The organism is Streptomyces sp. NPDC048361, from assembly GCF_040651795.1.
Lineage (GTDB): Bacteria > Actinomycetota > Actinomycetes > Streptomycetales > Streptomycetaceae > Streptomyces.
In genome coordinates this window covers 19,197-42,358 of record NZ_JBEZKW010000061.1, presented here as the reverse complement: position 1 = coordinate 42,358, position 23,162 = coordinate 19,197, and the positions used below count along the sequence as shown (strand labels likewise).

Annotated in this window: 25 protein-coding genes and 4 pseudogenes; 7 read left to right on the top strand and 22 right to left on the bottom strand. The window is 71.9% G+C overall.

Translation table 11 applies throughout. The features are described from left to right. Window positions 1–180: 180 nt before the first annotated feature. The 8 genes from AB0D31_RS28225 to AB0D31_RS28190 form a co-directional block, all read right to left on the bottom strand. On the bottom strand, window positions 181–387 hold the full coding sequence (locus AB0D31_RS28225) for a hypothetical protein (RefSeq protein ID WP_362728267.1): 207 nt from the start codon (window positions 385–387) through the stop codon (window positions 181–183). 60 nt (window positions 388–447) lie between these two features. Beyond that, window positions 448–786, bottom strand: coding sequence for a hypothetical protein (locus tag AB0D31_RS28220; RefSeq protein WP_362728265.1), 339 nt, complete (start codon window positions 784–786; stop codon window positions 448–450). A 324-nt stretch (window positions 787–1,110) separates the two neighbouring features. Continuing rightward, window positions 1,111–1,308, bottom strand: coding sequence for an antitoxin (locus AB0D31_RS28215; RefSeq protein WP_362728263.1), 198 nt, complete (start codon window positions 1,306–1,308; stop codon window positions 1,111–1,113). Window positions 1,309–1,415: 107 nt separating this feature from the next. Further along, window positions 1,416–2,777, bottom strand: coding sequence for a DUF2993 domain-containing protein (locus AB0D31_RS28210; protein WP_362728261.1), 1,362 nt, complete (start codon window positions 2,775–2,777; stop codon window positions 1,416–1,418). A 179-nt stretch (window positions 2,778–2,956) separates the two neighbouring features. Beyond that, window positions 2,957–4,303: an amino acid permease gene (locus tag AB0D31_RS28205; RefSeq protein WP_362728259.1), complete on the bottom strand. Its 1,347-nt coding sequence runs from the start codon at window positions 4,301–4,303 to the stop codon at window positions 2,957–2,959. Window positions 4,304–4,372: 69 nt separating this feature from the next. Next, window positions 4,373–6,544 carry a phage holin family protein gene (locus tag AB0D31_RS28200; RefSeq protein ID WP_362728257.1) on the bottom strand — a complete coding sequence of 724 codons (2,172 nt, stop codon included), beginning with the start codon at window positions 6,542–6,544 and terminating at the stop codon, window positions 4,373–4,375. Between the two features lie 118 nt (window positions 6,545–6,662). Further along, window positions 6,663–7,067, bottom strand: coding sequence for a hypothetical protein (locus AB0D31_RS28195; RefSeq protein WP_362728255.1), 405 nt, complete (start codon window positions 7,065–7,067; stop codon window positions 6,663–6,665). A gap of 44 nt (window positions 7,068–7,111) precedes the next feature. Continuing rightward, a complete protein-coding gene (locus AB0D31_RS28190) occupies window positions 7,112–7,216 on the bottom strand; it encodes an NADH pyrophosphatase zinc ribbon domain-containing protein (protein WP_323177933.1) in 105 nt (34 codons plus the stop codon). Between the two features lie 119 nt (window positions 7,217–7,335). Here AB0D31_RS28190 and AB0D31_RS28185 point away from each other — a divergent pair, with 119 nt between their 5' ends. Both AB0D31_RS28185 and AB0D31_RS28180 read left to right on the top strand, forming a co-directional pair. Then, entirely contained in the window at window positions 7,336–8,106 is a 771-nt protein-coding gene (locus AB0D31_RS28185; protein ID WP_362728253.1) for an MBL fold metallo-hydrolase, read from the top strand. Beyond that, window positions 8,103–8,750 (top strand): VTT domain-containing protein, encoded by a 648-nt coding sequence (locus tag AB0D31_RS28180; protein ID WP_362728251.1) that lies wholly within the window; start codon window positions 8,103–8,105, stop codon window positions 8,748–8,750. The genes AB0D31_RS28185 and AB0D31_RS28180 overlap by 4 nt, the downstream gene beginning before the upstream one ends. 310 nt (window positions 8,751–9,060) lie before the next feature. Here the strand turns inward: AB0D31_RS28180 and AB0D31_RS28175 are convergent, their stop codons facing one another. Together AB0D31_RS28175 and AB0D31_RS28170 are read right to left on the bottom strand one after the other, a co-directional pair. Beyond that, window positions 9,061–10,278, bottom strand: coding sequence for an aminotransferase class I/II-fold pyridoxal phosphate-dependent enzyme (locus tag AB0D31_RS28175; protein WP_362728249.1), 1,218 nt, complete (start codon window positions 10,276–10,278; stop codon window positions 9,061–9,063). A 474-nt stretch (window positions 10,279–10,752) separates the two neighbouring features. Beyond that, complete coding sequence (locus AB0D31_RS28170) at window positions 10,753–11,469, bottom strand: ANTAR domain-containing protein (RefSeq protein WP_362728247.1); 717 nt, start codon at window positions 11,467–11,469, stop codon at window positions 10,753–10,755. Between the two features lie 92 nt (window positions 11,470–11,561). Here AB0D31_RS28170 and AB0D31_RS28165 point away from each other — a divergent pair, with 92 nt between their 5' ends. Further along, window positions 11,562–12,830 (top strand): PAS domain-containing protein, encoded by a 1,269-nt coding sequence (locus AB0D31_RS28165; RefSeq protein WP_362728245.1) that lies wholly within the window; start codon window positions 11,562–11,564, stop codon window positions 12,828–12,830. Window positions 12,831–13,095: 265 nt separating this feature from the next. Here AB0D31_RS28165 and AB0D31_RS28160 read toward each other — a convergent pair. Then, window positions 13,096–13,893, bottom strand: a pseudogene (locus AB0D31_RS28160) (RNA polymerase sigma factor SigF); the annotation flags it as partial. Window positions 13,894–14,254: 361 nt separating this feature from the next. Here AB0D31_RS28160 and AB0D31_RS28155 point away from each other — a divergent pair. After that, complete coding sequence (locus AB0D31_RS28155; RefSeq protein ID WP_362728243.1) at window positions 14,255–14,659, top strand: CBS domain-containing protein; 405 nt, start codon at window positions 14,255–14,257, stop codon at window positions 14,657–14,659. A 129-nt stretch (window positions 14,660–14,788) separates the two neighbouring features. Further along, window positions 14,789–15,373 (top strand): annotated as a pseudogene (locus AB0D31_RS28150) (phosphatase PAP2 family protein); the annotation flags it as partial. A gap of 266 nt (window positions 15,374–15,639) precedes the next feature. Here the strand turns inward: AB0D31_RS28150 and AB0D31_RS28145 are convergent. The 8 genes and pseudogenes from AB0D31_RS28145 to AB0D31_RS28110 all read right to left on the bottom strand — a co-directional run. Continuing rightward, window positions 15,640–15,909: a gas vesicle protein K gene (locus AB0D31_RS28145; protein ID WP_362728268.1), complete on the bottom strand. Its 270-nt coding sequence runs from the start codon at window positions 15,907–15,909 to the stop codon at window positions 15,640–15,642. Between the two features lie 206 nt (window positions 15,910–16,115). Further along, window positions 16,116–16,325, bottom strand: coding sequence for a gas vesicle protein (locus AB0D31_RS28140; protein ID WP_362728242.1), 210 nt, complete (start codon window positions 16,323–16,325; stop codon window positions 16,116–16,118). Between the two features lie 58 nt (window positions 16,326–16,383). Further along, complete coding sequence (locus AB0D31_RS28135) at window positions 16,384–17,163, bottom strand: GvpL/GvpF family gas vesicle protein (protein WP_362728240.1); 780 nt, start codon at window positions 17,161–17,163, stop codon at window positions 16,384–16,386. Beyond that, entirely contained in the window at window positions 17,156–17,536 is a 381-nt protein-coding gene (locus AB0D31_RS28130; RefSeq protein ID WP_362728238.1) for a gas vesicle protein, read from the bottom strand. The genes AB0D31_RS28135 and AB0D31_RS28130 overlap by 8 nt, the downstream gene beginning before the upstream one ends. Further along, window positions 17,536–17,790, bottom strand: coding sequence for a gas vesicle protein GvpG (locus tag AB0D31_RS28125; RefSeq protein WP_362728236.1), 255 nt, complete (start codon window positions 17,788–17,790; stop codon window positions 17,536–17,538). Before AB0D31_RS28125 ends, AB0D31_RS28130 begins: the two co-directional genes overlap by 1 nt. A 6-nt stretch (window positions 17,791–17,796) precedes the next feature. Beyond that, the gene (locus tag AB0D31_RS28120; protein WP_362728235.1) at window positions 17,797–18,513 is read right to left on the bottom strand and encodes a GvpL/GvpF family gas vesicle protein; all 717 of its coding nucleotides are present in this window, start codon (window positions 18,511–18,513) and stop codon (window positions 17,797–17,799) included. Beyond that, window positions 18,510–18,935, bottom strand: coding sequence for a gas vesicle structural protein GvpA (locus tag AB0D31_RS28115; protein ID WP_362728233.1), 426 nt, complete (start codon window positions 18,933–18,935; stop codon window positions 18,510–18,512). Before AB0D31_RS28115 ends, AB0D31_RS28120 begins: the two co-directional genes overlap by 4 nt. A gap of 283 nt (window positions 18,936–19,218) precedes the next feature. Then, window positions 19,219–19,491: pseudogene (locus tag AB0D31_RS28110) on the bottom strand (gas vesicle protein); the annotation flags it as partial. A gap of 76 nt (window positions 19,492–19,567) precedes the next feature. Here AB0D31_RS28110 and AB0D31_RS28105 point away from each other — a divergent pair. Continuing rightward, entirely contained in the window at window positions 19,568–19,765 is a 198-nt protein-coding gene (locus AB0D31_RS28105) for a hypothetical protein (RefSeq protein ID WP_362728270.1), read from the top strand. A gap of 40 nt (window positions 19,766–19,805) precedes the next feature. Here AB0D31_RS28105 and AB0D31_RS28100 read toward each other — a convergent pair whose 3' ends face one another. Continuing rightward, on the bottom strand, window positions 19,806–20,219 hold the full coding sequence (locus AB0D31_RS28100) for a phage holin family protein (RefSeq protein WP_362728231.1): 414 nt from the start codon (window positions 20,217–20,219) through the stop codon (window positions 19,806–19,808). 144 nt (window positions 20,220–20,363) lie between these two features. On the opposite strand from AB0D31_RS28100, the gene AB0D31_RS28095 reads away from it, so the two are divergent. Then, a complete protein-coding gene (locus AB0D31_RS28095; RefSeq protein ID WP_362728229.1) occupies window positions 20,364–21,209 on the top strand; it encodes a methyltransferase domain-containing protein in 846 nt (281 codons plus the stop codon). On the opposite strand, the gene AB0D31_RS28090 is transcribed toward AB0D31_RS28095, so the two are convergent. Together AB0D31_RS28090 and AB0D31_RS28085 are read right to left on the bottom strand one after the other, a co-directional pair. Further along, complete coding sequence (locus AB0D31_RS28090) at window positions 21,172–22,389, bottom strand: HAMP domain-containing sensor histidine kinase (RefSeq protein WP_362728227.1); 1,218 nt, start codon at window positions 22,387–22,389, stop codon at window positions 21,172–21,174. The genes AB0D31_RS28095 and AB0D31_RS28090 overlap by 38 nt on opposite strands. Then, window positions 22,382–23,103 (bottom strand): annotated as a pseudogene (locus AB0D31_RS28085) (response regulator transcription factor). The gene AB0D31_RS28090 and the pseudogene AB0D31_RS28085 overlap by 8 nt, the downstream one beginning before the upstream one ends. Window positions 23,104–23,162: the final 59 nt, after the last annotated feature.

Here is a 23,162-nt window from a genome sequence, read left to right as displayed (position 1 = left end):
CGCCGCGCCCCCCGCGCTCGTCGGCGGGGGGGTGGTGCTCGGAGAGCCCGACCCCCCCACCTCTGGGGCACCAGCCCGGGCCGGTCGCGGTTTCGGTCGCGGTGTCGTCTCTGTGCCGGCGCCGACGGGGGCGCGGTTGCTCTCGGCGCCGGTTCGGCCTTGGCGCCGAGACCAGCGCTGCTAGCTGTCCCCGCCTGGGGCCTGCTGCCCGCCTTGGAGTTGGTCCCGGCTTTGGACCTGAGGCCGGCCGGGGTGCTGTTCGCGCCGCCGCTCCTTCCCTCGCTCGGTCGGCACCTCTTCCTCGGGAGCACCGGGCCCGGCGGGCTGGATGCGGGCGGCCTCGGCTCGGATCATGGCGTTGAGTGCCGCGAACGGGTCGATGGGCATGGGTGAACCACCTTGCTGTGTACGCGAGTTGACTGTCCGACCTGGTTCCGTACGGAACGGTCAGCAGCGCAGCACCACACAGCGCAGGCCCGTCGCCGCTGAGGGACGACGGGCAGGAGCGTGAGCGAAGGAGGACGGCGGTCCGGGCCGGCGCGGCGGCGTGGCGGCGTCCGGTGACGGGCGGTCCGGCCGCGCGATGCGGCTCGGCTGCGGCGGGAGCGCGGCTTCGGCCGCGTCCGGAGTGGCCTCGCTCGACGGTTCGGGTGCCACCGACACCGCGGCGCTGTCCACCGTCCGTCCCTCGACCGCCTGGGCCTCGGGCACCGCCCCGAACAGCACGCCGAGCACCAGCAGCACCACGAGGGCGCGGCGCAGGACGGTGAGGGAGACGGACGGCACGAGGACAGCTCTGCCCAGCCAAGGCGGTGACGTGCTCGTCTTGCCCACAGATCCGCTCTACCGGGTGATGCGGTTTGGCGCTGTTGACGCTGTTGGCGCAGCGAACTCACGCCGTCGGCCGCCTGCCCTGCCCGCCTCGCGGCTCCGGCAGGGCAAGAGCCGCGGGGCGACGTGCTGCGGAGAGGGCACGGCAGGCGGGGCCGGGTCGCGAGGTGACCCGGCCCCGCCCCCCACCCAACTTCCGTACGCGTACGTTTTCGCGCCCCTGCCCGTGGCCGGCCTGGTCGGAACGTCCACGGGTGAGGGGCGGAGTCCCGCCGTGTGCTAGGCCTGCGGCGGGCGGTCCTGGGGCCTTTCGGTGCTGCCCAGTTGCTCATTGAGCTTCTGCTGGGCCGTGTCGACCTGGCTCTGGTACTTGTTCCCGGTCTTCGCGTCGAACGCGTCGCCGCCCTTCTCGACTCCCTGGCGCGCGGTGTCCTCGTGACCCTTGAGCAGGCCCTTGAGCTTGTCGAGCATCGACATAACTGCCTCCTTGCGGATGCTGGCACACCCAGCATCCGCGCATTCGCCGGGCTTCGCACCCCCAGGAGCCGACCGGGCCGTCATACCGGGCCCCGGCCGTCCGGGACCTAGCCGCTCTTGCCGACCGCGAGCTCCGCGCCCGAGACGGTCGCCACGACGCCGTCCTTCTCGACGCGCACGCCGCGCAATCGCAAGTCCTGGGCCTCCTTGGGCAGCGTGAACGAGAAGGACAGCCGGTCGGACAGCTCCGGCGGGCGCATCTGGAGCAGGCCGGCGACCAGTTTCGGGTCGATGCCGACCTTGGAGAGCAGCCAGGGGTGGTCCACCACCACGTCCACGAGGTTGACGCCCATCAGCTGGTCCACAAAGCGGGGTGTGCCCATCAGCTCGTGCAGTTTCGCCTCGTTGCGCAGGGCGGCGTCGATGCCGCTCTGGGGCACGCCGAGCCGCTTCACCACGGCCGGCACCGACAGGAGCGCCTTGACGCGGGCGGTGTCGCGGCTGATGAGTTCGGCGGTCTCGCGGTGCAGTGTCAGGCCCCTGTTCTTGCCGGGTCGGTAGGTGGCGATGCCGGGCATGTCGAGACTCATGCCGTCGACGTCCGTGGAGAGAGTGCGGTCGCCGTCGAGCCTCAGCTGGGCGTCGGCCCGTACGCGAAGCTCCTGTCCCGCGATGGTCAGCCGGCCGTCCGCGGCGATCGAGTTGTCGCTGCGGCGGCTGAACTTGACCTGAGATGCGGCGAGTTCGCGGTTCATGTCGTCGAATGAGAGCGCGATCTCACCGTTCAGGTTGCCGATGACGGCACTGCGTATGTCGCTCGGCAGATCGCCGGTCAGCTCGATGTCGCGTGCGCTGGCCTGGACTTTCGCGAGAGATATCCGGTCGGCCGGCACGTGCGGCACCGTGACGTCGACACGTTCCAGGCGCTTGTTCAGCACCTGGGTGAGGAAGGGGAAGCCGTGGATGTCCACCTGGGGGGCGGCCTCCAGGTGCAGCTGGTGTTGCAGCGCCTGCTGTGCCTTCTTCTCCGCGTACATCGCGGCACATCGGTCCGCGAGCAGCAGGAAACCGGCGCAGACGACGATGGCGGACAGGAGTTTGGCGGCGCGGGGCAGGGCGGCGAACGCGCTCCGCGTCCGACGAGGGGCGCGCCTGGCGCGGCGCCGGTGGCCGGCGCGGCGGCGCTCGGGCTCATGCTCGGGCTCCTGCTGCGGGGCCCAGAAGTCGTCGTGGGATCCAGGGTGCGGGAAGGCCCCTGAGAGCGCTCCCGGAGCGTTGCCCAGCGTGTCCTGCCGCGGTATGGCGGCCGGTATCGCCGCCGTTGTCACGGCCTGCGTCGCGGCCGGTGTCTCCTCCGTGGCGTAGTCCGGTTCGCCCCAGGGGTCGTCGCCATCGCCGGGGTGGGGCTCCGGTTCGGGGTCGGCGAGTGCCGCCAGTTCGTCATAGGGGTTGCGGTAACGGGGTTGCATGCGTGTGGGGGTTCGCATCACCTCATCCCACCACACATGATCCACTCGTATCGAACCGCAGACGGCGATAGGTCCGGAATGGGCGCCTGAGAGCGCTCACATCCGCCGTGCGGCACGGGACCGTGGCGAACAACACGTCACACGGCTCACGTCACACGGCTCACGTCATACGGCTCACCTCATAGGACGGACCCGTCCCGGGTGTGCTGCCTGCGGGCCGCCATCCACGCGTACACGAGGACGCCCGCGAAGAGGAACAGCACGCCCTGGTAGACCGCTTCGTAGCCGGAGCCCGCCACGAGCCACATGGAGAAGCCGAAGGCGAGCACGGCCAGGACGGCGTCGCGGACCAGGCGGGAGCGGTGTACGCGTTCGGCCTGGCCGGAGGCGAGGAAGTAGATCTGGGCGGCGGCCGACAGAAGGTAGGGGACGGTGGCGGTGAAGGTGGTCACCAGGACGAGGATCTCGAAGACTCCCTGGGAGCCCGCCGTGTAGTTGTAGACGGTGAGGAGCGAGGCGAGAACGGCGGTGACCAGGACGCCGGCCGTCGGCACGCCGCGCCTCTTGACCGCGAACATCCTGGGGAAGAGGCCGTCCTTGGCAGCGGCGTACGGGGTCTGGGCGCTCAGCAGGGTCCAGCCGTTGAGCGCGCCGACCATCGAGACGAGGGCGGCGAGCGCGACGGCCGTACCGCCCCAGGCGCCGCCGAACATGGCGTTCACGGCGTCCGTGAACGGGGCGGTGGATCCGACGAGCTTGTCGTGCGGGACCGTACCGAACACGGAGAGCGTTCCCAGGAGGTAGATCACGGCGGCGCCGACGGTGCCGAGGATGGTGGCGCGGCCCACGTTGCGGCGCGGGTCGCGGACCTCGCCGGCGCTGACGGCGGCGGACTCCACGCCGAGGTAGCTGAAGAGCAGGATGGCGGCGGACGCGGATATCGCGCCGATCCCGGACTGACCGCTCGCCTGGAAGGGGCCGAGGTTGGCCGGGTCGAAGAAGAAGAGCCCTCCCACGGCGACGAGGAGCAGCGGGGCGAACTTCATTACGGTGGCGACGAGTTGGACCGCGCCCACGTACCGAGTGCCGGCGAGGTTGGCGAGCGCCGGGAGCCATTGGAGCAGGAGGGCCGCCGTGATGGTGGCGGTCTTGGAGGCGCCCACGGGTATGAGGACGTCGAGGTAGCCGACGGCGGCGACGGCGAGTGCGGCGTTGGAGACCCAGGTGGTGATCCAGTAGGACCAGGCGGCGAGGAATCCGGCGAAGTCGCCGAACGCCTCGCGCGCGTAGACGTAGGGGCCGCCGGTCTGGGGGTGTCGTTCGGCGAGGCGGCCGAAGACGAGGGCGAGCGCGATCGCGCCGGCGGTCAGGATGGCGAACGCGACCAGGCTGATCGTGCCGAAGGGGGCGACGGAGGCGGGCAGTAGGAAGATCCCGCCGCCGATGATGTTGCCCATGACCAGAGCGACGGCGACCGGCAGGCCGAACTGCCGGGCGTGCTTGTTCTGGGGTTCTCGCGTGATCATGGTGGGGGGGCGCGCCTCTCGTACGGGACAAACCTGACCATGGTCGGGTACGGGGTCCGCCGTACCAAATCAGCTGGTTTTGTCCTGTACGGCGCAGCCGGAAACCGGAAAAGATCCTTCCGCTTGGCTGGTTGACGGCGAATCCTCCATGACGGCCGCGGCTTCGGTGACCAGCGGAATCTGTGGTCCTTGGCCTTCGCGCAGCCAGCGCCGCAGCACGTGGTGCACCTGTACGGCGCCCACCAGCTCATCGTGACCGGCCACCGGTCGCGACAGGGTGTGGGGCGAGAGCAGGAAGGGGCGGGACTGCTCTCCGCCGAGTCCGCCGTGCGAGCCGATCTGCTCCTCGAAGGCGTGAACGGTGCCGGTGACGGGGTCGTACATGGAGTTGACCATGATGTCGGCGGTGTGCGGGAAGGTGTCGGTGCGCCGGATCGCATCGGCCGCGCCGCGCCCGAACCCCCTCAACGGGCCCTGTTCGTCGGCGAGTTCGGCCAACGGCACCTCGACGCCGTCCGGGCCGAGCACCACCGCGCCGTGCTCCCGGCTGCGTACGAGGAGGAAGCCGATGCCGGGGTGGGCGGCCAGGGTGGTCAGCAGCGCCGGATGACGGCGGTCGATTTCCTCGCGGGTCGCACGGCCTTCGATGTCGGGGAAGGAGACGAGGCCGAGGTTGCCCGAGGCGAGGACCACCGGGCCGGGGCGGGGCTCCGATCCGCCCTCCCCTTCGGCCGGCCCCTGCCCGACGGGTTCCGCCACCCCGGGGTTCTCGTCGACCGGCCGGTGCAGTGCGACCCGCACCGCGTACCTGGCCTCCGCGCCGCTGCGTGTACGGCGGGCCCGGCGCGGCACGGGCAGCCCGCAGCCGGCTCGCACGAGGTCCTTCAGAGTCAGCCCGAAAGCGCTCTCAAAGGTCTCGCCGGGGCTCTGCCCGTGGTCGGAGAGGAGTACGACGCGGTAGTCGCGGGGCGCGTGTTCGGCGGCGTCGGCGATGAGCGCGAGGGAGCGGTCGAGTCGCTTGAGTACCTGAGCGGTGTCCCGGCCGTGCGGGCCGGAGTGGTGCGCCACCTCGTCGTAGGCGACGAGGTCGGCGTAGACGGCGGTGCGTCCGGCGAGCATGTCGCCCATGACGGCGGCCACGACCACGTCGCGTTCGACGACCGTCGCGAAGGCGCGGATGAGGGGGTACAGGCCGCCGCGGCCGATGCGCGGGGTCTGCTTGCGCAGCCTGGCCCGCGTCGCCTGGGCGATCTCCCGTCCGACCTCGGCGACGAACGAGCCCGCGGTGCGCACCGCGTTGGCGGGGTCGGAGAAGTAGGCGAAGTATCCGGCGCGAGAGCGGTTTCTGCGCCCTCTGCGGGCGGCCGCGGTCAAGACGAGGGCCACCTGGTCGGCGCCGCCGGAGAACAGGTTGCCGCGGCTGGCTCCGTCGACGGTGAGCAGGCCGCCGTCACCGGTGCGCTCGACGGCCCTGCGCTGCAGTTCGACGGCGGATGCGGGCCGGTTGGAGACCATGACCTCGCCGCTCTCCTTCTCGTACCAGCGGAACGCCGGCACGTCGAAGGTGGTGCCGTGCAGGATGCCGAGCTGGCTGGCACCGGTCTGGCTCGACCAGTCGGTACGCCACGGGGTGAGCCGGTGGGTGGTCCGCAGCCATGCCCCGACGGTCGGCATCAGACCCTGGCCGACGGCGTCGCGCAGAACGCGCTCTCCGACGCCGTCGAGCTGGATGAAGACGATGCCCGGCGGGGTCGGTATCGGGCCGTCGCCGTGTCCGCCGCGTCTGCGCCGGCGGCGCAGGGCGAGCCGGGAGAGGCGGCGCCGGTAGGCGTCGTCGTGGCGTACGGCCAGGGCGGTCGAGGTCGCCGACGCGACCGCCGACATGACCGCGGCGACGATGACCGCGGTCTCCGGGTCGGCCGCGCCCCGGCCGGTCGGGATCAGGCGGAGCGCGATCAGGAGCAGCGAACCGTTCAGGAAGAACACCAGGAGGCCGAGCACGAGCGCGGGCACCAGCAGGAACGCCCGCACGACCAGCGGCCACACCAAGGCGCTGAGCAGCCCGAAGGCGCCCGCTCCCCAGCCGGCGGTGAGCGCGACCCTGGTGATGCCGTCACCGTTGTCGGAGGTGAGTTCGAAATCGGGCAGGATGCCCGCGAGAACCATCAGGGTGAGTGTCGAGACGACCCACACCGCTATCACCCGGAGCAGGGCGCCGCCCGCAGTCCGCCACCGCCCCACGCCGTCCGCCCTTCGATGTGCCCGTTCCCTCCCCACCCTGCCACAGGCCGCGAATCCGCAGGTGGCGCGGGCCGTGCGGGGGCGCAAGCCGCGACGCGCGGGCGCGGGCCGCTCGAGGTCAGCAGCCGTCGTATCCGGCGGTCGGCATGGAGAGGCGGCGGTGGATGTGGGCCTTGTGCGTGGCGTCGTAGTCGGGCTCGTCGAGTCCGGCCGTCTCCAGGCGCACGCCGCGTCGGCGGCACTCGTCGGAGAACTCCGGCACCGACGTCAACGCCCGTGCCAGCACTCGCTCGTTGGGCGCGACGAACACGTCGACGAGGCCCGCGTCGACATCCGCCCAGATGCCCGCGTGGTCCGGACGCAGACCGTAGAAGAGCAACTGCCTGGTGACCAGGTAACCGCGGCCCTCGGCCCAGCGCGTACACATCTCGTGCTGGCTGCGGGTGTCCACCAGAAAGGGATCCAGATCGAGTTCTTCCAGGGGGGTCAGGCTCGCGATCGCCGCCACACGTACGTGGTCCATGGCCGTCCCCCTGTATACGCCGTAGGGGGCGACCCTACTCCCCTTCAGGGCGGGGAGGAGTAGCCGCAGGAGTGGCAGATCTTCCAGCCGTCCTGGCTCACCGCCAGGACCCCTCCGCACCGCGGACACTGCTCGGAGTGCATGGTCACGGCACCCCTCCCCTCTGGTGCCGGATGCCTACCCCCTACTGCGGTGCTTTGCGCGCGGGGAGATTTAGGCTCGTCGTGAACAATCGCTGACGACCCCCGTACAGCGAGGAGAGGATCGCGTGCCGGTGGAGGTCACTTGGTGGGGTCATGCCACCTGCACGATCGAGGATTCCGGGGTGCGGGTGCTGACCGATCCGCTGTTCGCGCGTCGCCTCGCGCATCTTCGCCGGCGCCGTGGAGCGCTCCCGGGGCCCGAGGCCGCGGTCGCCGACGCCGTCCTCGTCTCGCATCTGCACGCCGACCATCTGCATGTGGCCTCGCTCGCACGGCTCGCGCCCGGCACCCGGGTGATCGGGCCGGCCGGCGCGGTGCGTTCCGTGCCGGGGCTCGGGCGCCTCGGTCTGCGCGTCACGGAGGTGCGGGCCGGCGACGTCGTCGACGTGGGAGCGGTCCGGGTACGGGCCGTGCCCGCCCGGCACGACGGGCGCAGGCTGCCGGTCGGGCCGCGCCGCTCCCCCGCGCTCGGCTATGTCGTGGAGGGCGAGGCCCGCACCTACTTCGCCGGGGACACCGGGCTCTTCGACGGCATGGCACAGGCGGTCGGGCCGGTGGACACGGCGCTGCTTCCGGTCGGCGGGTGGGGTCCGGGGCTCGGCCGGGACCATCTCGACGCGGGGCGCGCGGCGCGGGCACTGGCCGAACTGGGAGCGCTCTCAGCGGTGCCGGTGCACTACGGCACGTACTGGCCGGTCGGGATGGACGGGGTGCGGCCGCACGAGTTCCACGCCCCGGGCGAGGAGTTCGTACGCCAGGCTGCGCGGCTCGCTCCGAAGGCCGCGGTGCACCGCCTGGAGCACGGTGAGAGCGTGCGTCTGGAGGCCAGGCGGTGATAGCGGGCCGGGTCCTCGCGCTGGCCACGACGGTGACGCCCGAGACGACCCAGCAGGCCGCCGGCTACCCGACGCTGTTCGTCCTGGTCGTCCTCGGTTCGCTGGTGCCGGTGGTGCCCACGGGGGCGCTGGTGTCGACGGCCGCGGTGGTGGCCTTCCACCAGACCGCCTGGTTCTCGCTGCTCCTCGCGTTCGGGGTGGGTGCGCTGGCCGCGTTCATCGGGGATGTGGCGCTGTACTGGCTGGGGCGGCGCGGGGTGCGGTCGAAGAACGGCTCGCGTCTGCTGGAGAGGTTGCGCGGCCGGGCGGCGCCGGACCACTTGGAACAGGCCGAGCGCAAGCTCGACGAGCACGGCGTCGTGGTGCTGGTGCTGTCCCGCCTGGTGCCGGCCGGGCGCATCCCGGTCATGCTGGCCTGTCTGCTCTCGGAGATGCCGCTGCGCACGTTCGTTCGCGGCGACATCCCGGCCTGCCTGGCCTGGTCCGGCGCGTACGGCCTGATCGGCATTCTCGGCGGCTCGCTGTTCGACGAGCCGTGGAAGGGCGTGGTGGCGGCCGTGGCACTGACCCTCTTGGTCAGTGGCGTGCCCGCGGGGTGGCGAAGAGTCCGGCGCGGGTGGGTGGCGGCGCACGGCGGGGGGTAGGCGCGGACGGCCGAAAGGGCGGAGGCGCACGGCGGGTGGGGAGGCAAACGGCGGGGGTGGATGAGAGCGCTCTCGGCGTCGGCGAGCAGGTGGGCCGAGGAGATGGGATACCGCGTGAGAGCGCTCTCGGCATCGCCGATCAACTGAGCCGAGCCGCCACACGACCGTATGAGAGCGCTCTCTCGGCGTCGAAGAGCAGGTGGGCCGAGGAGATGGGCCAACGCTTGACAGCGCTCTCGGGGTCGACGAGCAGGCGGGCCGAGGAGCCGGGCACCGTGTCCTCGGGATCGGCGTGGACGTGGCTCAGGCGTCAGCGCAGTTCGTCGAGGACTGAGACGAAGCGGCTCAACGCCTCCTGTACGTGAGGCAGTTGGAGGGGGTCGGCTGCCGCGAGGGCGTCGAGTCGCTGGTCCGGGGTCGCGCCGAGGAGGGGGCCGGTGGCGAGGCGGACGCGCAGGGCACCCAGTTCGTCGCCGAAGCGGTGGCCTCCGGGGGTCGGGCCGGCGAGGCGGCGCGTGAGGTAGTCCTCCAGCTCCATGGAGTCGGTGACGCCCCGGGCGGCGAGGCCGGTGCGGAACGGTCCGAGGTCGGCGTAGAGATGACGGCCGGCCTGTGGGGGTTTCGCGAGGGCGCCGGCGTCGAGTACGGCCTGGTGGGCGGCGAGCGCGATGCGGCCGTGCAGGGCGGCTGCAAGCCGGGTGCGGTCGGCGACGGGCGCCGGTTCGCTCAGCGCGAGGGCCGCGGCCGCGCCCACCGGGGTGCCGACGACGGCGCCGAGCGCGGCGAGGATGTCCAGGGCGCGCGCCAGGCGGGGCGCCACGGCGTCCGTGGCGGGGAAGCGGGCCACGGCCGCGGGCCAGCCCGGCGGGGTGAACGCGCCGCCCAGGTCGGCGAGGACGGTGACGTCGTCAGGGCACATCTCGGCGGGACTGAGCGGCACGGTTTCGTGGAGCCGGTGCACTGTGTCACGCCACGTCTCGTCGCTGATGATGTGGAGCCCCTCGCCGACGGCGGCCTCGCAGGCTTCCCGTACCGTCTCGGGCGGCGCCACGGTGGCGGTCGGGTCGTCGGCGACGCAGAGCAGGAGCAGCCTGGGCCTGCCGCCCTCGGCGCGCACCCGGCGGACGGTTTCGAGCAGCGCGTACGGGTCGGGTACGCCGCCGCACTCCGCCGGGGTCGGCACGTGGTAGGCGGGTCTGCCGAGCAGCCGGGCCTGCGGGGTCCACCACGCGGGGCAGGGCCTCGGCATCAGGACGTCACCGCCGTACGCGCCGAGCAGGGCGACGAGCAGTGGCTGTGCGCCCGGCGCGGCCACGACACGCTCCGGGGTGGTGGGCAGTCCGCGCCGCAGCCAGTAACCGCAGGCCGCCTCGCGCAGCTCCGGTCCGCCACCGGGCGGCTGGGGTTCCGTGCGTCCCGCGGCGGCTCGGAGTGCGGCAGCGAGTTCCGGAAGTACGGGCAGGCCGGGGCCGGGAGCGGGTGGCCCGTACCGCACCGGCCCGCGACCTTCGGCGTCCGTCCCGTGCATGCCGGCTCCCTCCTGAGACCGTCTGGCCCTGCGGCCCTCGTGCACCCCTTGAGTCCTGTGGCCCTCGTGCACCCCTTGAGTCCTGTGGCCCTCGTGCGCCCCTTGGGCCCCGGGTGCCTCCCACACCGCACACCCGCCACACCGCGAGCCGCGCGTTTCGGCCCCTCAGGTCTTTATACGGAGGTTTGGCCCGGGCCGCCGCTTGTACGCGGACGGGGTGGGACGGGTGTCGGCTATCCGGAGCGGTGGATGTGCCCACGACCGCCTGCCAGCGAGGGTTCCGTCAGCGTGGGGGTGTCCGCGTGGGGCCGCCCGCGCGCGGGGAGGCGTCCGCGAGGGGGAGGCGTCCGCGAGGGGGCCTTCCGTGGGGCAGGCCGCGACGGGCCGCGTCCGCGTGGAGGGGCGTCCACGACGGAGCCCCGGGTGCGGCAGGCCGGAACGACGCGCCCCGTTAAAACAAAGGCGGCCGAGTGGTCAGCGGGTCGGGCGGGTCAGGGCGAGGGCGGACAGTTCGGATTCCAGGCCGCGGCCCTTGGCGCGCACCACAGCCTCGGCGACATCGGCGAGTTTGCGGTTGGTGCGCTGGGAGATGGTGCGCAGGATGCCGAAGGCCGCGTCGGCCTCGCAGCCCAGGACGTGCATCACGATCCCGCTGGCCTGGTCTATGACCGGGCGGGAGCGCAGCGCCGTCTCCAGTTGCTCGACCTCGGCGAGCGCCGCGTGGTAGCGGCGGTCGCGGACCAGAGCGGTGGTGGTCTCCTTGGCGAGGATGCCGACCGGGCCGCGCACGATGTCCCTGAGGGAGCCGGGGCGGTAGCCGTAGAGGCTGACCGTCACTTCGATGCCGGCCCGGCGGAAGGGGAGGGTGACGCAGGAGCGTACGCCCGACGCGAGGGCCAGGGCGCGGTAGCCGGGCCAGCGGGCCTCGGTCAGCAGGTCCTCCGTGTCCACGGGCTCCCCCGCGTCCAGCGCGCTCGGGATCGGCCCGTCGCCGCAGGCCAGCTGGACGGAGGCGAGGGGCGCCAGGTCCGGGTGGGTGGCGGTGATGCGGCGTTCGGGTCCGCTGTCTTTGATGGTGGCGACGGCCCCGCAGCAGGCGGGCGCGCAGCGCACCGCTTGTTCGGCGAGCAGGGAGAGCCGCCGGTCGACGGTGGTCGCTTCGGGCTCCTGGCGTTCGGGCTCGGGCAGCATCGCGAACACCTCCTCATACTGCGGCTTCCCGGGCTCCTCGTGGGGAAACGGTACGGGCCCCCGGCTCGCGGCCGAGCGACTAGCTTTCTCCCATGACGCAGACGGAAGACGGCTTCGGCGACGAACTGGCGGACTTCGTCAGACGGGTGGGCGAGCTGCGCACCGCACGCGCTCGCCCGGTCGGCGAACACGCGGACCATTCGGTGGTCCTGGACGCTGCCCTGTTCGAACTCCAGCATGTGGCCGAGCAGTTGTGGCCGCGCTACGAGCAGATGGCGGCCGGATCCGGCGTCCCGTCGCCGGAGGAGCGGCAGGAACGGCTGCTTCTGAAGGCGCTGTTCCAGCGGATGCCACTGCCGGTGCTGCTGGTCGACCGGGAAACGGTCGTACGCAGGCTGAACTTCGCGGCGACGGGGCTCACCGGGGCCCGTGCCGGATATGCGACCGGCCGTCCCCTCGCGGCGCTGCTGACGCCCGGCGACCGCGCCGCCTTCCGCTCGCAGGCCGCCGCGGTGGCCCGGGGCGAGGGCGACCGGGGGCTGACCGTACGGCTCCAACAGCGCCCCGATGAGCCCCTGCTGGCCACGCTCACCGCGCTCCGCCCGCCGGACGAGCCACTGCCGGCGGTGCTCGTGGTGTTCCAGGCGGGCGGTGCCCAGGGAAAGGCGGGCAGCGTCCAGGGTTCGGCCGCCACTCCCCCGCGACCGAGGGCGCCCGACCTCGCGGAGTCCACCCGGCACGCCGAACTCATGGATTTGGTGGGCGCCATGGCAGACACGCTGCTTCAACTGCCGCCGGGGGAACGGGAATCCATACTCGACCGTGCCGCGCGGGTGCTGTGCGCAGGGTTCGCACAGTGGGTCGTGGCCGACCTGGTCGACGGTGGGCTGCGGCGCGTGATCTCCCTGGGACCGAAGGATCCGGCGGCGGCTTCCCTGTTGCGCGTGATGGCCGACCAGGATCCGGCGAGTTGCCCGGTGGTGCTCGAAGCGGCGCGGGCCGGGAACGGGGTGTTGCAGGTCCAGCCCGAGGACGTCGAGGGGTTCGGACACGATGCGTCGGGGACGCCGGTGCTGGCGCGCGCCGAGGTGTCGTCCCTGATGTGTGTGCCGCTCGGGGCGCCCGGACCGGTTGCGGGGGTGCTGACCCTGTTCCGGACCGGCTCCGCCCGCCCGTTCTCGATGGCGGAGGGGCAGGCGGTGGATGTGATGTCCCGTCACATCGCGCTCGCTATGCGGCGCCCCGCACCCGACGTGACGCCATCTGCGGTTCCGGACACGGCAGTTGATTCGGACGAGCGGTCCTGCGCGTCGGCGTCGCCCCCCTCTCCCTCATCTCCCCCGACTCCCTCGTCGCCCTGATCGTCGCCGTCGCCCCTGCCGTCCCCGCCGTCCGCGGTTTCGCCGCCGCCATCAGCTTCGCGTTCGCCACCGTCTTCCCCTTCGCGGCCGTCCGCGTCTTCGCGTCCGTCCGCGTCGTCGCGTCCGTCCGCGTCTTCGGTACCGGCGCCGATAGCGGTCCCGTCTTCCGTACTGGTGGCGATACCTGTCCCGGCACCGGTACCGATGCCGAGTGGTTCGCCGCCGCGGCCCCGTCCCGCGCCGGGTGACGGTGGTCGTCGCACAGGTCACGCAGGGCCTGGTCCCGCAGACGGCTGCAGCAGCGCGTGAGCAGCCGGGAGACGTGCATCTGTGAGATGCCGAGGTCTTCGGCGATCCGGCTCTGGGTCATGTCGCGGAAGAACCGCATGTAGAGGATGGTGCGCTCCCGCTCGGGCAGGCATCGGAGGCCCGGCTTGACGGACTCGCGGTCCACGACGATGTCGAGGGCCGGGTCGGCGCCGCCGAGCGAGTCGCTCAGGCTGTATCCGTCCTCGCCACCGGGGAGTTCGGCGTCGAGGGAGAGCGCGCTGAAGCTGTCGATGGCCTCAAGGCCCGCCCTGACCTCGTCCTCCGTCAGCCCGGCCTGCGCGGCCAGCTCCGCCACGCTGGGCCGCTGGGATCCCGCGGTCGCGGCGAGTTCCTGACCCGCCACGCGCACCCGCCCCCTCAAGTCCTGCACGCGGCGCGGCACATGAAGGGTCCACATGTGGTCGCGGAAGTGCCGTTTGATCTCACCGGTGATGGTGGGGACGGCGTAACTCTCGAACGCGGCGCCACGGGCCGGGTCGTAGCGGTCGACGGCCTTGACGAGCCCGAGGGCGGCGACCTGACGCAGATCCTCCAAGGACTCGCCGCGGTTGCGGAAACGTCCGGCGAGCCGCTCGGACATGGGCAGCCAGGCGTTGACGAGATCCTGGCGCAAGGCGTTGCGTTCGGGCCCGTCGGGCAGCGCCGCGAGCCGTTCGAAGGCGGTCACCGTCTTCGGTGCGTCGTCGTGCGGGTGCCTTTGCTTCGCTTGCTTCGCCGTCGTGTCGGTACGCATCTGCGGTCCCAGCTCCCTGAAAACGGTGCGGCGGATGGTTGTCACCGGGGAGCCTTCGGCAGGGCACATGGGCACGCCCGGAGCGCACTACCGCTCCCACGGACGTGCCTCCGGTCCGAAGCACGTGGTTCGCGTGCCCCGCGTTCGCGAGACCAAACGGGGGTTGTGCCGAAGCCGCGAAGATTGTGTCGAAGCACTCAAAGGGCGGGTTTCCCGTGCTGCGCACCCGGTACCCGGCGTACCCGGCCTCGGGACCCAACGGACCGACGGACCCGACGGACCACGTGACCGCGTGACCGAGTGACCGAGGGACCGAGGGACCGAGGGACCGAGTGATGAACAGGAACGGGGCGCCGAACTCATGGCACGTTTCGTCAGGGAAGTGATGACGCCGGGCGTGACAGCCGTGCCGCCCGACGCGTCGCTTCAGGAGGCGGCGCAGCTGATGCGGGCCCAGGACAGCCGCGATCTGCTGGTCACGAGAGCCGGGCGGGTCATCGGGGTGCTGACGGACCGGGACATCACCGTACGGGCGGTCGCCGAGGGGGCGGATCCGCTGATCGTTAGCGCCCAGTCCGTCTGCACCCGGCCGCCGGTCTGCGTGGGCCCGGACGACGAGGTGGCGACGGCGCTCTCGCTGATGCGCCGCCATGCGGTGCGGCGACTGCCCGTGGTGGCCCACGGGCGCCCTCTCGGCATGGTCAGCCTCATAGATGTGACGGCCCATCAGGATGCTCAGGATGCGATCCCGCACCCACCGACGTGAGCCGCGGGCCCGACTGGTCGTGGCGGCACCGGAGTTGCGGGCCCGCGTAGAAAGCCGCGTCGCAGGTGGGGGGGCCGATGGAGTGCGATGCGGTCGGGTACCGTCGCGCCATCCGGGTACCCGCGTGCCATGACGTACTCCAACTGGCACAAGCGACTCGGCGCCCAAGACCAGGCGCTCTTCGACTTCGCGGCCACCAGGCACTGGCCGGCCGCCGAGGCCGTGCTGCCGCGGTTGAGCCGGGCCGCCAACCACGGCGTGCTCTGGTTCACGGCGGCGGCCGCGCTGGGCGCGACGCGCTCACCCCGTGCACGCCGGGCGGCGGCACGGGGTGTCGCCTCGCTGGCGCTGGCCTCGCTGACGGTCAACACCGTGGCGAAGCGCGCGGTGCGCCGCGACCGTCCGTTGCTCGACGCGGTGCCGCTGGTACGCCAGTTGAAGCGCCACCCGATCACGACGTCGTTTCCCTCCGGTCACTCCGCGTCAGCCGCGGCGTTCGTGACGGGCGTCGCCCTGGAGTCCCGGGCCTTGGGTGCACTGCTGGCCCCGGTGGGGTTCTCGGTGGCGGCGTCCCGGGTGTACACCGGGGTGCACTATCCGGGCGATGTGCTGGTGGGCATGGCTCTTGGCGTGGGTGCGGCTTTCGCCGTGCGCGGGCTCCTATCGACGCGTACGCAGCCTTCGCCGGCCGGCCGGCCGCAGGCCGAGGCGCCGGGCCGGTCGACGCGGGACGAGCCTCCCGCGCCACTGACCGTCAACCGGCCGGCGGCGCGCCGCTGAGCCGTCGCGCCGCCGAGCGACGGGCACAACGGGGTCAAAGGACCCAAGGACAAACGGACCAATCGGGGTCAATGGGGTCCGTAGAGTCGGCAGAGGGCACCGAAGACACGCACAGAAGACACAGAGGACAGGCAGCGGTGAGGGGCCGGAGCGACACGTTCGTCGCTGCGGCCCCTCGTGGGTGGGCGGACCCCGGCCGGTCAGGAACCGTCCCGTGGGAGGAGAGGGCCGAGCGGGCCGAGGTCGATGTTGAGATCTTCGGGGCGCAGCCCGAACTTCGACCTCAACTCGCCCATCCTGTCTTCCAGGAGCATGAGCGTGAGCCCGATCCGTTCCTCCTGGTCCTCGGTGAGCGCTCCGGTCTCGACGCGGCGCAGGGCCTGGCGTTCCATGAGCTGCCGCAGGAGTTCGATGACGGTCAGGACCAGCCGGGCGAGGTCGCGCTCCACGGTGTCGGGTTCGAGGTTCACCCGGCGCCGCGTACCGCCGTCGCTGTCACCGCCGGCGCTTCCGCTTCCGTTCGCGCTCCCCCGCGCGTCCGTGGCCGCGCCATCGGCCCGGGCGGTCTCTTCCGCTGCCGCCGCCCCAGCCGGGCCGCCGGCAGCGGCGGCACCGGTGTCGCCCGCGGCCTCCAGGGCGTCGAAGAGGTCCGCGTTGATGATGTCCATTGCGTCCATTACAGGGGCTCCTCGTACTCCTCGAAGGGGGAGGGGACGTTGGAGCTGACCGAGCTCACCAGCGCGTTGAGATCGATGCGGACGAGGTCCACGTCGGCGATCCGCAGCGTCAGGTCGCCCGTGATGACGACGCCGCCGGCGAGCAGCCGGTCGAGCAGGTCCACGAGGGCGACCTCACGTTGCGCGAGGGCTTCTCCGGTGTCCCTCACCTGTCCTCCCGGCCTTGGTCGCTGTCCCTCACAGGTCCTCCCGGCTGGTCGCCGCGCCTCACAGGTCCTCCTGTCCCTCGTCCGGCCCGCCGGCGAAGGAGTAGGGGGCCCAGGGGCCGGTCAGCTCCACGCGTACGCCGTCGTCGTCCGCGGGAGTGTGTTCACGCACCGCGGCCACGAATCGTTCGCTCTGTTCGCGCGGCACCAGGTACGCGGCGTTGAGTACGTTCTCGCCGGGTGCGCCGGAGAGCTGGCTGCTCTGGGGGCGGTGCAGCCGTCCGTCCTCGGCGTGTCCGCGCAGCTGGGTGTGGAGGGCGCGCGCGAGGGTTCCCGCGCGGCGCCAGGTGTCGTCGCGGGACTGGCGCTGGCCGAGCCGTCGGCGCAGATAGTCCCGGCCGCTGGAGACCTTCGACTCCGGCTCCGGAGCGGCCGGTTGGGAGTGCGCGTACACCTTGACGCCCCATTCGACACGGCCGTCGAGGCGCTCGATGGTGGGTACGAAACGGGCGCGGCCGGAGTCGATCAGGCGCCGCACCCCGCTCTCGTCGCGGCACACCGTGGCCAGCCGGAGCGGCACGGGGCAGGTGACCGAGGCGAGCGCGGCGATCACCGCCTCGTGTGCGCGCGCGGTCCCGGCGAGCCAGTCGAGGTCTTCGAGGTGGGAGCGGAGCGGGGCGGCGTCGAACTCGGCGGCCGGCACCCGGCTCACCGCGGCGCACAGCCCGTCGTGCTCGATCACACGGGGCGGCTCACCGTCGAGCCCGCGCACGCCGTCGGGGAGCACCCCGGAGAAGGGGGGTGTGACGGCGTACACGTAGAGCAGCTCGTCGTCATTCATCGGTCACCGCCCGCTGCTTCTTTGCCGCGACGGCCTCGGGCTCGGCGGCCTCCGGCTCGGCGGCGCGCGCCGACTCCATGGCGGCGATCCGAGCCTTCAACTCGTCGTTCTCGCGGGCCAGTTCGCGGCGGCGGGCGCCGGTGGAAAGGGCGGGATCGTCCTCCCACCAGTCGATGCCCATTTCCTTCGCCTTGTCGATCGAGGCGACGATGAGCCGCAGCTTGATCGTGAGCAGCTCTATGTCGAGGAGGTTGATGCGGATGTCCCCGGCGATCACGATTCCCTTGTCGAGGACGCGTTCGAGAATGTCGGCCAGGTTGGCGCCGCCGCCGTCGGACGGGTAGGCGTCTGGGAATCGTGCCGGGGTCGCCATCAGTTCCTCCCGAAATCGGATGCGGCGGGTGCGGGGTGTTCAAGCCGGTCGAGGAGTTCGTCCTCGCGGCGGTCGAACTCTGCCTCGTCGATCTCGCCCTCCATCAATTGCTTTTCCAGTTGGGCGAGTTCGCGTCGCACGGTCGCCGGATCGTAGTACTGCCGCTCCGCTTCCGCGGCGACCTGCCCGAGCACCCAGAAGGTGCCTCGGACGGGCGCCGCGGGAAGCAGCAGCAGCTCCTTCAGGAGGCCCACTCGAATTCACCCCGTGAAGCTGTAGGGGGGCAGCGGGCCGTGCACCTGGATGACGAGGTGCGGCGCCTGGGCGCGCAGGCCGTCCACGGTGGCGATGAACTCGTCGGCGCGGTCGCGCGGCACGAGGAAGGAGATGTTGGCAAGCCAGCCGGTGGACTGCGGCCCGGGGCACTGCTCATCGGCCGCGTCACGCAGGGCCTGATCGACCAGCGCGGCGTCCGTCGCCTCGCGCTGCTGCACGGCGGCGGCGATGCGCTCACCGAGCCGCAGCTTGTCCTCGTACGAGCCTCCGCCGGACTTCCGGTTGGCTTCGCTCAGGGCGCGCAACTCGGCGTTGTCGGCGAGGACTTGGTGCAGGACGGCTTCTTCGTCGTGGGTCGCCTTCACGTTGTACTCGACCTTGCCGTCGAGCGCTTCGAGGCGTTCCAGATAGCGGTGCTCGTGCTCGGCGAGCACGGCGCGTACGGCCTCGTCGTCGGTGGAGACCCCGCCGAATCGCATCGGCAGCACGGGCCCGGCGGACCCGGCCTCGGCGAGTACGTTCTGGTGGGCGAGCAGGTCGCGGCGCTTGGGCTTGAGCTCCTCGGGGGCGTCGCTGACCAGTGCCACGAGCTCGCCCTGCTCTACCGTGCGGACGGGGCGCGGCGGGTTGCCGATGCCGCCCATCTGTTCCGGCAGCCTGCCGTGGCTGCGGCGGGCGATGCCGTAGACGTACGTGGTCATTCCTGCTCCTCCTTACGGCGCGTGGTGGTGCGCCGGGCCCGGGGCTTGGGCTCGCGCTCGCCGTCGTCGTCGCGCGCCTCCTTGAAGGCGTCGGAGATGGTCTGCGCGGCGCCCGAGAGCGCTCCCTTGGTCTTGCCGCGGGCGCCCGATTCGGTCATGTCGCCGACCAGGTCGGGGAGTCCGGGGTTGCGGTGCGGGCCCGCCTCCAGGTCGAGGCGGTTACAGGCCTCGGCGAACCGGAGATAGGTGTCGACGCTGGCGACGACGACACGTATGTCGATCTTCAGGATTTCGATGCCGACGAGGGAGACACGCACGAACGCGTCGATCACGAGTCCTCGGTCGAGCACGAGCTCCAGGACGTCATAGAGGCCGCTGGAGCCGCCGCCGCCACCGCTTTGCTGTGCCGGGACAACCGTCATGGTGTCCGACCCTCCTCACGTGTTGTCCTACTCGCTTCTGTCGGGTCTGTCGGGTCTGTCGGGTCTGTCGGGTGGTGCCTGTCTGTCGGGTCCGCCAGGTCTGTCAGGTTTGTCAGGTCTGGCGGGTGGTGCCTGTCGTCCCGTTGGGAACTGTCGTCCCGTTGGGGACTGTCGAACCGTGGGGAACTGTCGAACCGTTGGGGACTGTCGAACCGTTGTTGGTCACAGTCGTCCTGTTGCCGTACGGCCGCGAGGTATGCACTCGACCGGCCGCCCGGCGCGTTCACTTGTTCCGGTCGGCCCGGCCGCGTTCGTATCGGTGCAGCCGCTGGTAGCCGGTGAGTTCGCCGCGCGCGTCGAGTTCGACCTCGTACGAGGCGAGGAGGCTCATCGTGTCCGGAACCCGGGAGAGCTCCAGGACCTCGATCTTCAGTAGCCAGCCGTCGTCGGTCCGCTCGAAGGACGAGACCGATTCGGCGGCCATGCCGATGAGCTCGGAGAGCTGGGCGCGTGCGCCCCGCAGAACTTGCACCGCGCTCGGGAGGTCGTCGTCCTCACGGGACTGCGGAGCCGTCTTCGCCGGTGCACTCGAAGCTGTCTTCGCCGGTGCACCACTCGAAGACGTCTTCGCCGTGGTGCTCGAAGCGCTCTTCGCCGTGTTGCTCGAAGCGCGCTTTGCCGTTGATCTCGAAGCGGTCTTCGCCGTCGTCTTGGATGGTGTCTTCTCTGAGTTCTCGGGTGTGTCAGCCATGTCACCTCGCGTTCTAGGCCTTTCGGGTAGCCGCGACGGAGCTGCTCAAACCCCCTGGGAGCGGTTCCGCCAGGACTGATGTGCCGAGAGCGGCACAACGGGGCACGGCGGGCGGCGCGTCAGCGGCCGCCGTCGCGGGGCGCGCCGAGCGGGCTGTGCGGCGCTTCGGGGGCGACCGGCGGGACGGGCGGCACGACCGGGGCACCAGGGGGAACCCCGGGTTCCATGAGCGATGCGGGCCGGTCCGGCGGCGCGCCGCGGCTGCCGCGGGCGCTCCGGCTCAGCAGCACTGCGGCGCCGAGCAGCAGTACGGCGACGATCAGCGCGGCCAGCCAGTAGGGCAGCGCGAGGCCGAGCACCAGGAGCAGGAACGCGGTGAGCGCGGCGCCTCCGTAGAGTCCGGCCGCGCCGGCTCCCGCGTACATCCGTGCGGCGTGGCGCTGGTTCCTCGTCTGTTCGCGCAGCTCGTCCCTGATCGCGTCCCGGACGACCTGGGAAAGCTGCTCCGGCAGATTCGGCAGGTTCGTTTCCATGGCGGCCGAGTACCCCGGGGGCCCGTAGGCAGTCCCGCCGACACCCAGCCGCGCGTCCATATCGCAAGACGCGTATCTCATTATCTGGCGCCACATTCTAAAGTGGGCACAGGATCAAGGCAGTTCGGCGAAAGGGAGTCAGCCATGTCACAGGAGACGCCGCGCGCGACGCAGAGCACGACGCAGAGCGAAAGCGCGGTCTACACCCACGGCCATCACGAGTCCGTGCTGCGCTCCCACACCTGGCGTACGGCCGCCAACTCCGCGGCCTATCTCATCGGCGAGCTGAAGCCGCACATGCGAGTCCTGGACATCGGCTGCGGGCCCGGCACCATCTCCGCCGACCTGGCCGCGCTGGTACCGGACGGGCATGTGACCGCGGTCGACCGCGCTGCGGGCATCGTGGAGCGGGCCCGGGAGTACGCGGCCGGGCGCGGTCTGGAGAACATGTCGTTCGCGGTGGCGGACGTCCATGCGCTGGACTTCCCCGACGACACGTTCTGTGTCGTCCACGCCCACCAGGTACTGCAGCACGTCGGCGACCCGGTGCAGGCGCTGCGCGAGATGCGCCGGGTCACGAAGCCGGGCGGGATCATCGCGGTGCGCGACAGCGATTACGGGGCCTTCGCCTGGTACCCGGAGTCACCCGCCCTCGACGGGTGGCTGGAGCTGTACCACCGGGTGGCGCGCGCCAACGGGGGCGAGCCGGACGCGGGCCGACGGCTCAAGTCCTGGGCGCTGGAGGCGGGTTGTACGGATGTGACGGCTTCGGCGAGCACGTGGTGCTTCGCCACCGAGGAGGAACGGGCGTGGTGGAGCGGGCTGTGGGCGGAGCGTACGGTCGCCTCCTCGTACGCGGATCTGGCGGTCGAGGGCGGGCACGCCACGGCGCCGGAGCTGGCCGCGATCGCCGAGGCCTGGCGTGCGTGGGGCACCCAGGACGACGCCTGGTTCATGGTGCCGCACGGTGAGATCCTCTGCCGCGTGTGAGCGGGGCGAGGCCGGACGGGGCCGGGCCGGACGGGGCCGGTCCGGACGGGGCCGGTCCGGATGGGGCCGGTCCGGATGGGTCGGGGCCGGACGGGGCCGGTCCGGGATGCGCGGGAAGGCGCACCGTGACGAGAATGCCGCCGGTGGGGCGGGGTGCCAGGTCGAGCGTGCCGTCATGGGCGCGGACGATGCTGTGCACGATCGCCAGGCCGAGCCCGACCCCGGCGTGCTCGTCGGTGCGTACGCGTTCCGCACCTCGCTGGAAGGGCTCGATGAGGGTCGGCACCAGCTCCGGCGGCAGCACGGGACCCGTGTTCTCGACGGTCACCACGCTCGCGTCGCCGAGCACGCCGGTGGCGACCCTCACGGTGCCGTCGGCGGGGAGATTGTGGACGACGGCGTTCTGCACGAGGTTCGTCATCATCCGCAGCAGGAGCTCGGCCGAGCCGGCGGCGGGCGCCGCCGCTCCGGTGACGTCGAGCGTGATGCCGCGCCGTTCCGCGAGCGGGAGCAGGGTTTCGGCGGTTTCCTCGGCGACGAGTGAGAGGTCGACGTGGTCGCGGGCGACGTTCCCCCGGTCGCTGCGGCTGAGCAGCAGGAGCGCCTCGGTGAGATCGATCGCGCGCGTGTTGACGACCCGCAGGCGGGCGAGCAGCTCGTCGTGGTCACGCGTGGGGTCCTTGTCCGCCACGTCGAGCAGCGCCCGCGAGACGGCGAGCGGAGTACGCAGCTCGTGGGAGGCGTTCGCGGCGAACCTTCGCTGCTCGGCGACGTGTGACTCCAGTCGGCCGAGCATCGCGTCGAAAGCGTCGGCCAGTTCACGGAACTCGTCCTGGCGGCCCTCCATCCGGACCCGGTGGGACAGCGACCCGGTCCCGGCCGAACGCGCCGCGGCGGTGATCCGCGTGAGCGGCGCGAGCATCCGGCCGGCGAGGAACCATCCGCCGACGAGGCCGAACAGGAGCAGGAAGAACATCGCGACGGCCGCGGCGGGGGCGAAGGTGCGCACCAGGAGGTAGCGGTTGGGGGCGATCCCGAGGAGCCCCCTGGAGTTGTCGGGTACGTAGCGCAGCAGGAACACCCAGACCACGGCCAGCAGCAGAGCACCTGCCACGGCGAGGAAGCCGGCGTAGCTGAGGGTGAGCCGCAACCGGACGCTGAGGCCGGGGCGTCTAGGCATGGGGACCGCCGGGGCGGGCGCCGTCGCCGTCGGTGTCGGTGTCGGTGTCGGTGTCGTCGGTGTCGATGCGGTAGCCGACGCCCGGGACGGTGGCGATGATCCACGGTTCGCCGAGCCGTTTGCGCAGCGCGGAGACGGTGATGCGGACGGCATTGGTGAAGGGGTCGGCGTTCTCGTCCCAGGCCCGTTCCAGCAGGTCCTCGGTGCTGACGACGCCGCCGTCGGCGGCGATGAGGACGTCGAGCACGGCGAACTGCTTGCGGGTGAGCGCGACGTAACGGCCGTCACGGAGGACCTCCCGGCGGAACGGGTCGAGCCGCAGGCCGGCGAGTTCGCGGACCGGCGGCCGGGCATGGGCGCGCCTGCGCTCCAGCGCCGCAGCCGCATGACGAGCTCCCGCAGCTCGAACGGCTTGGTCAGGTAGTCGTCCGCCCCGAGCTCGAACCCGGACACCTTGTCGTCGATGCGGTCTGCTGCGGTGAGCATGAGGATCGGGATGCCGCTGCCGGAGGCGACGATGCTCCGGGCGACCTCGTCACCGGAGGGGCCGGGGATGTCGCGGTCGAGGATCGCGAGGTCGTAGGAGTTGACGCCGAGCATTTCCAGCGCGCGGTCGCCGTCTGCGGCGATGTCGGCGGCGATCGCTTCGAGCCGGAGGCCGTCACGGACTGCTTCGGCCAGGTAGGGCTCGTCCTCCACGATCAGTACGCGCATGCCCGCAGCGTAGACAGCACGGCATATCGCCGGCGTATGCGGGGCGCGTACCCGGCGAG

Coding starts and splice junctions, on each gene's coding strand:
- AB0D31_RS28100 (WP_362728231.1), bottom strand. CDS start 20,219: ATGGAAACGAACCTGCCGAATCTGCCGGAGCAGCTTTCCCAGGTCGTC.
- AB0D31_RS28155 (WP_362728243.1), top strand. CDS start 14,255: ATGGCACGTTTCGTCAGGGAAGTGATGACGCCGGGCGTGACAGCCGTG.
- AB0D31_RS28095 (WP_362728229.1), top strand. CDS start 20,364: ATGTCACAGGAGACGCCGCGCGCGACGCAGAGCACGACGCAGAGCGAA.
- AB0D31_RS28135 (WP_362728240.1), bottom strand. CDS start 17,163: ATGAATGACGACGAGCTGCTCTACGTGTACGCCGTCACACCCCCCTTC.
- AB0D31_RS28165 (WP_362728245.1), top strand. CDS start 11,562: ATGACGCAGACGGAAGACGGCTTCGGCGACGAACTGGCGGACTTCGTC.
- AB0D31_RS28170 (WP_362728247.1), bottom strand. CDS start 11,469: ATGCTGCCCGAGCCCGAACGCCAGGAGCCCGAAGCGACCACCGTCGAC.
- AB0D31_RS28130 (WP_362728238.1), bottom strand. CDS start 17,536: ATGGCGACCCCGGCACGATTCCCAGACGCCTACCCGTCCGACGGCGGC.
- AB0D31_RS28215 (WP_362728263.1), bottom strand. CDS start 1,308: ATGTCGATGCTCGACAAGCTCAAGGGCCTGCTCAAGGGTCACGAGGAC.
- AB0D31_RS28205 (WP_362728259.1), bottom strand. CDS start 4,303: ATGATCACGCGAGAACCCCAGAACAAGCACGCCCGGCAGTTCGGCCTG.
- AB0D31_RS28210 (WP_362728261.1), bottom strand. CDS start 2,777: ATGCAACCCCGTTACCGCAACCCCTATGACGAACTGGCGGCACTCGCC.
- AB0D31_RS28195 (WP_362728255.1), bottom strand. CDS start 7,067: ATGGACCACGTACGTGTGGCGGCGATCGCGAGCCTGACCCCCCTGGAA.
- AB0D31_RS28225 (WP_362728267.1), bottom strand. CDS start 387: ATGCCCATCGACCCGTTCGCGGCACTCAACGCCATGATCCGAGCCGAG.
- AB0D31_RS28090 (WP_362728227.1), bottom strand. CDS start 22,389: ATGCCTAGACGCCCCGGCCTCAGCGTCCGGTTGCGGCTCACCCTCAGC.
- AB0D31_RS28175 (WP_362728249.1), bottom strand. CDS start 10,278: ATGCACGGGACGGACGCCGAAGGTCGCGGGCCGGTGCGGTACGGGCCA.
- AB0D31_RS28120 (WP_362728235.1), bottom strand. CDS start 18,513: ATGACCACGTACGTCTACGGCATCGCCCGCCGCAGCCACGGCAGGCTG.
- AB0D31_RS28115 (WP_362728233.1), bottom strand. CDS start 18,935: ATGACGGTTGTCCCGGCACAGCAAAGCGGTGGCGGCGGCGGCTCCAGC.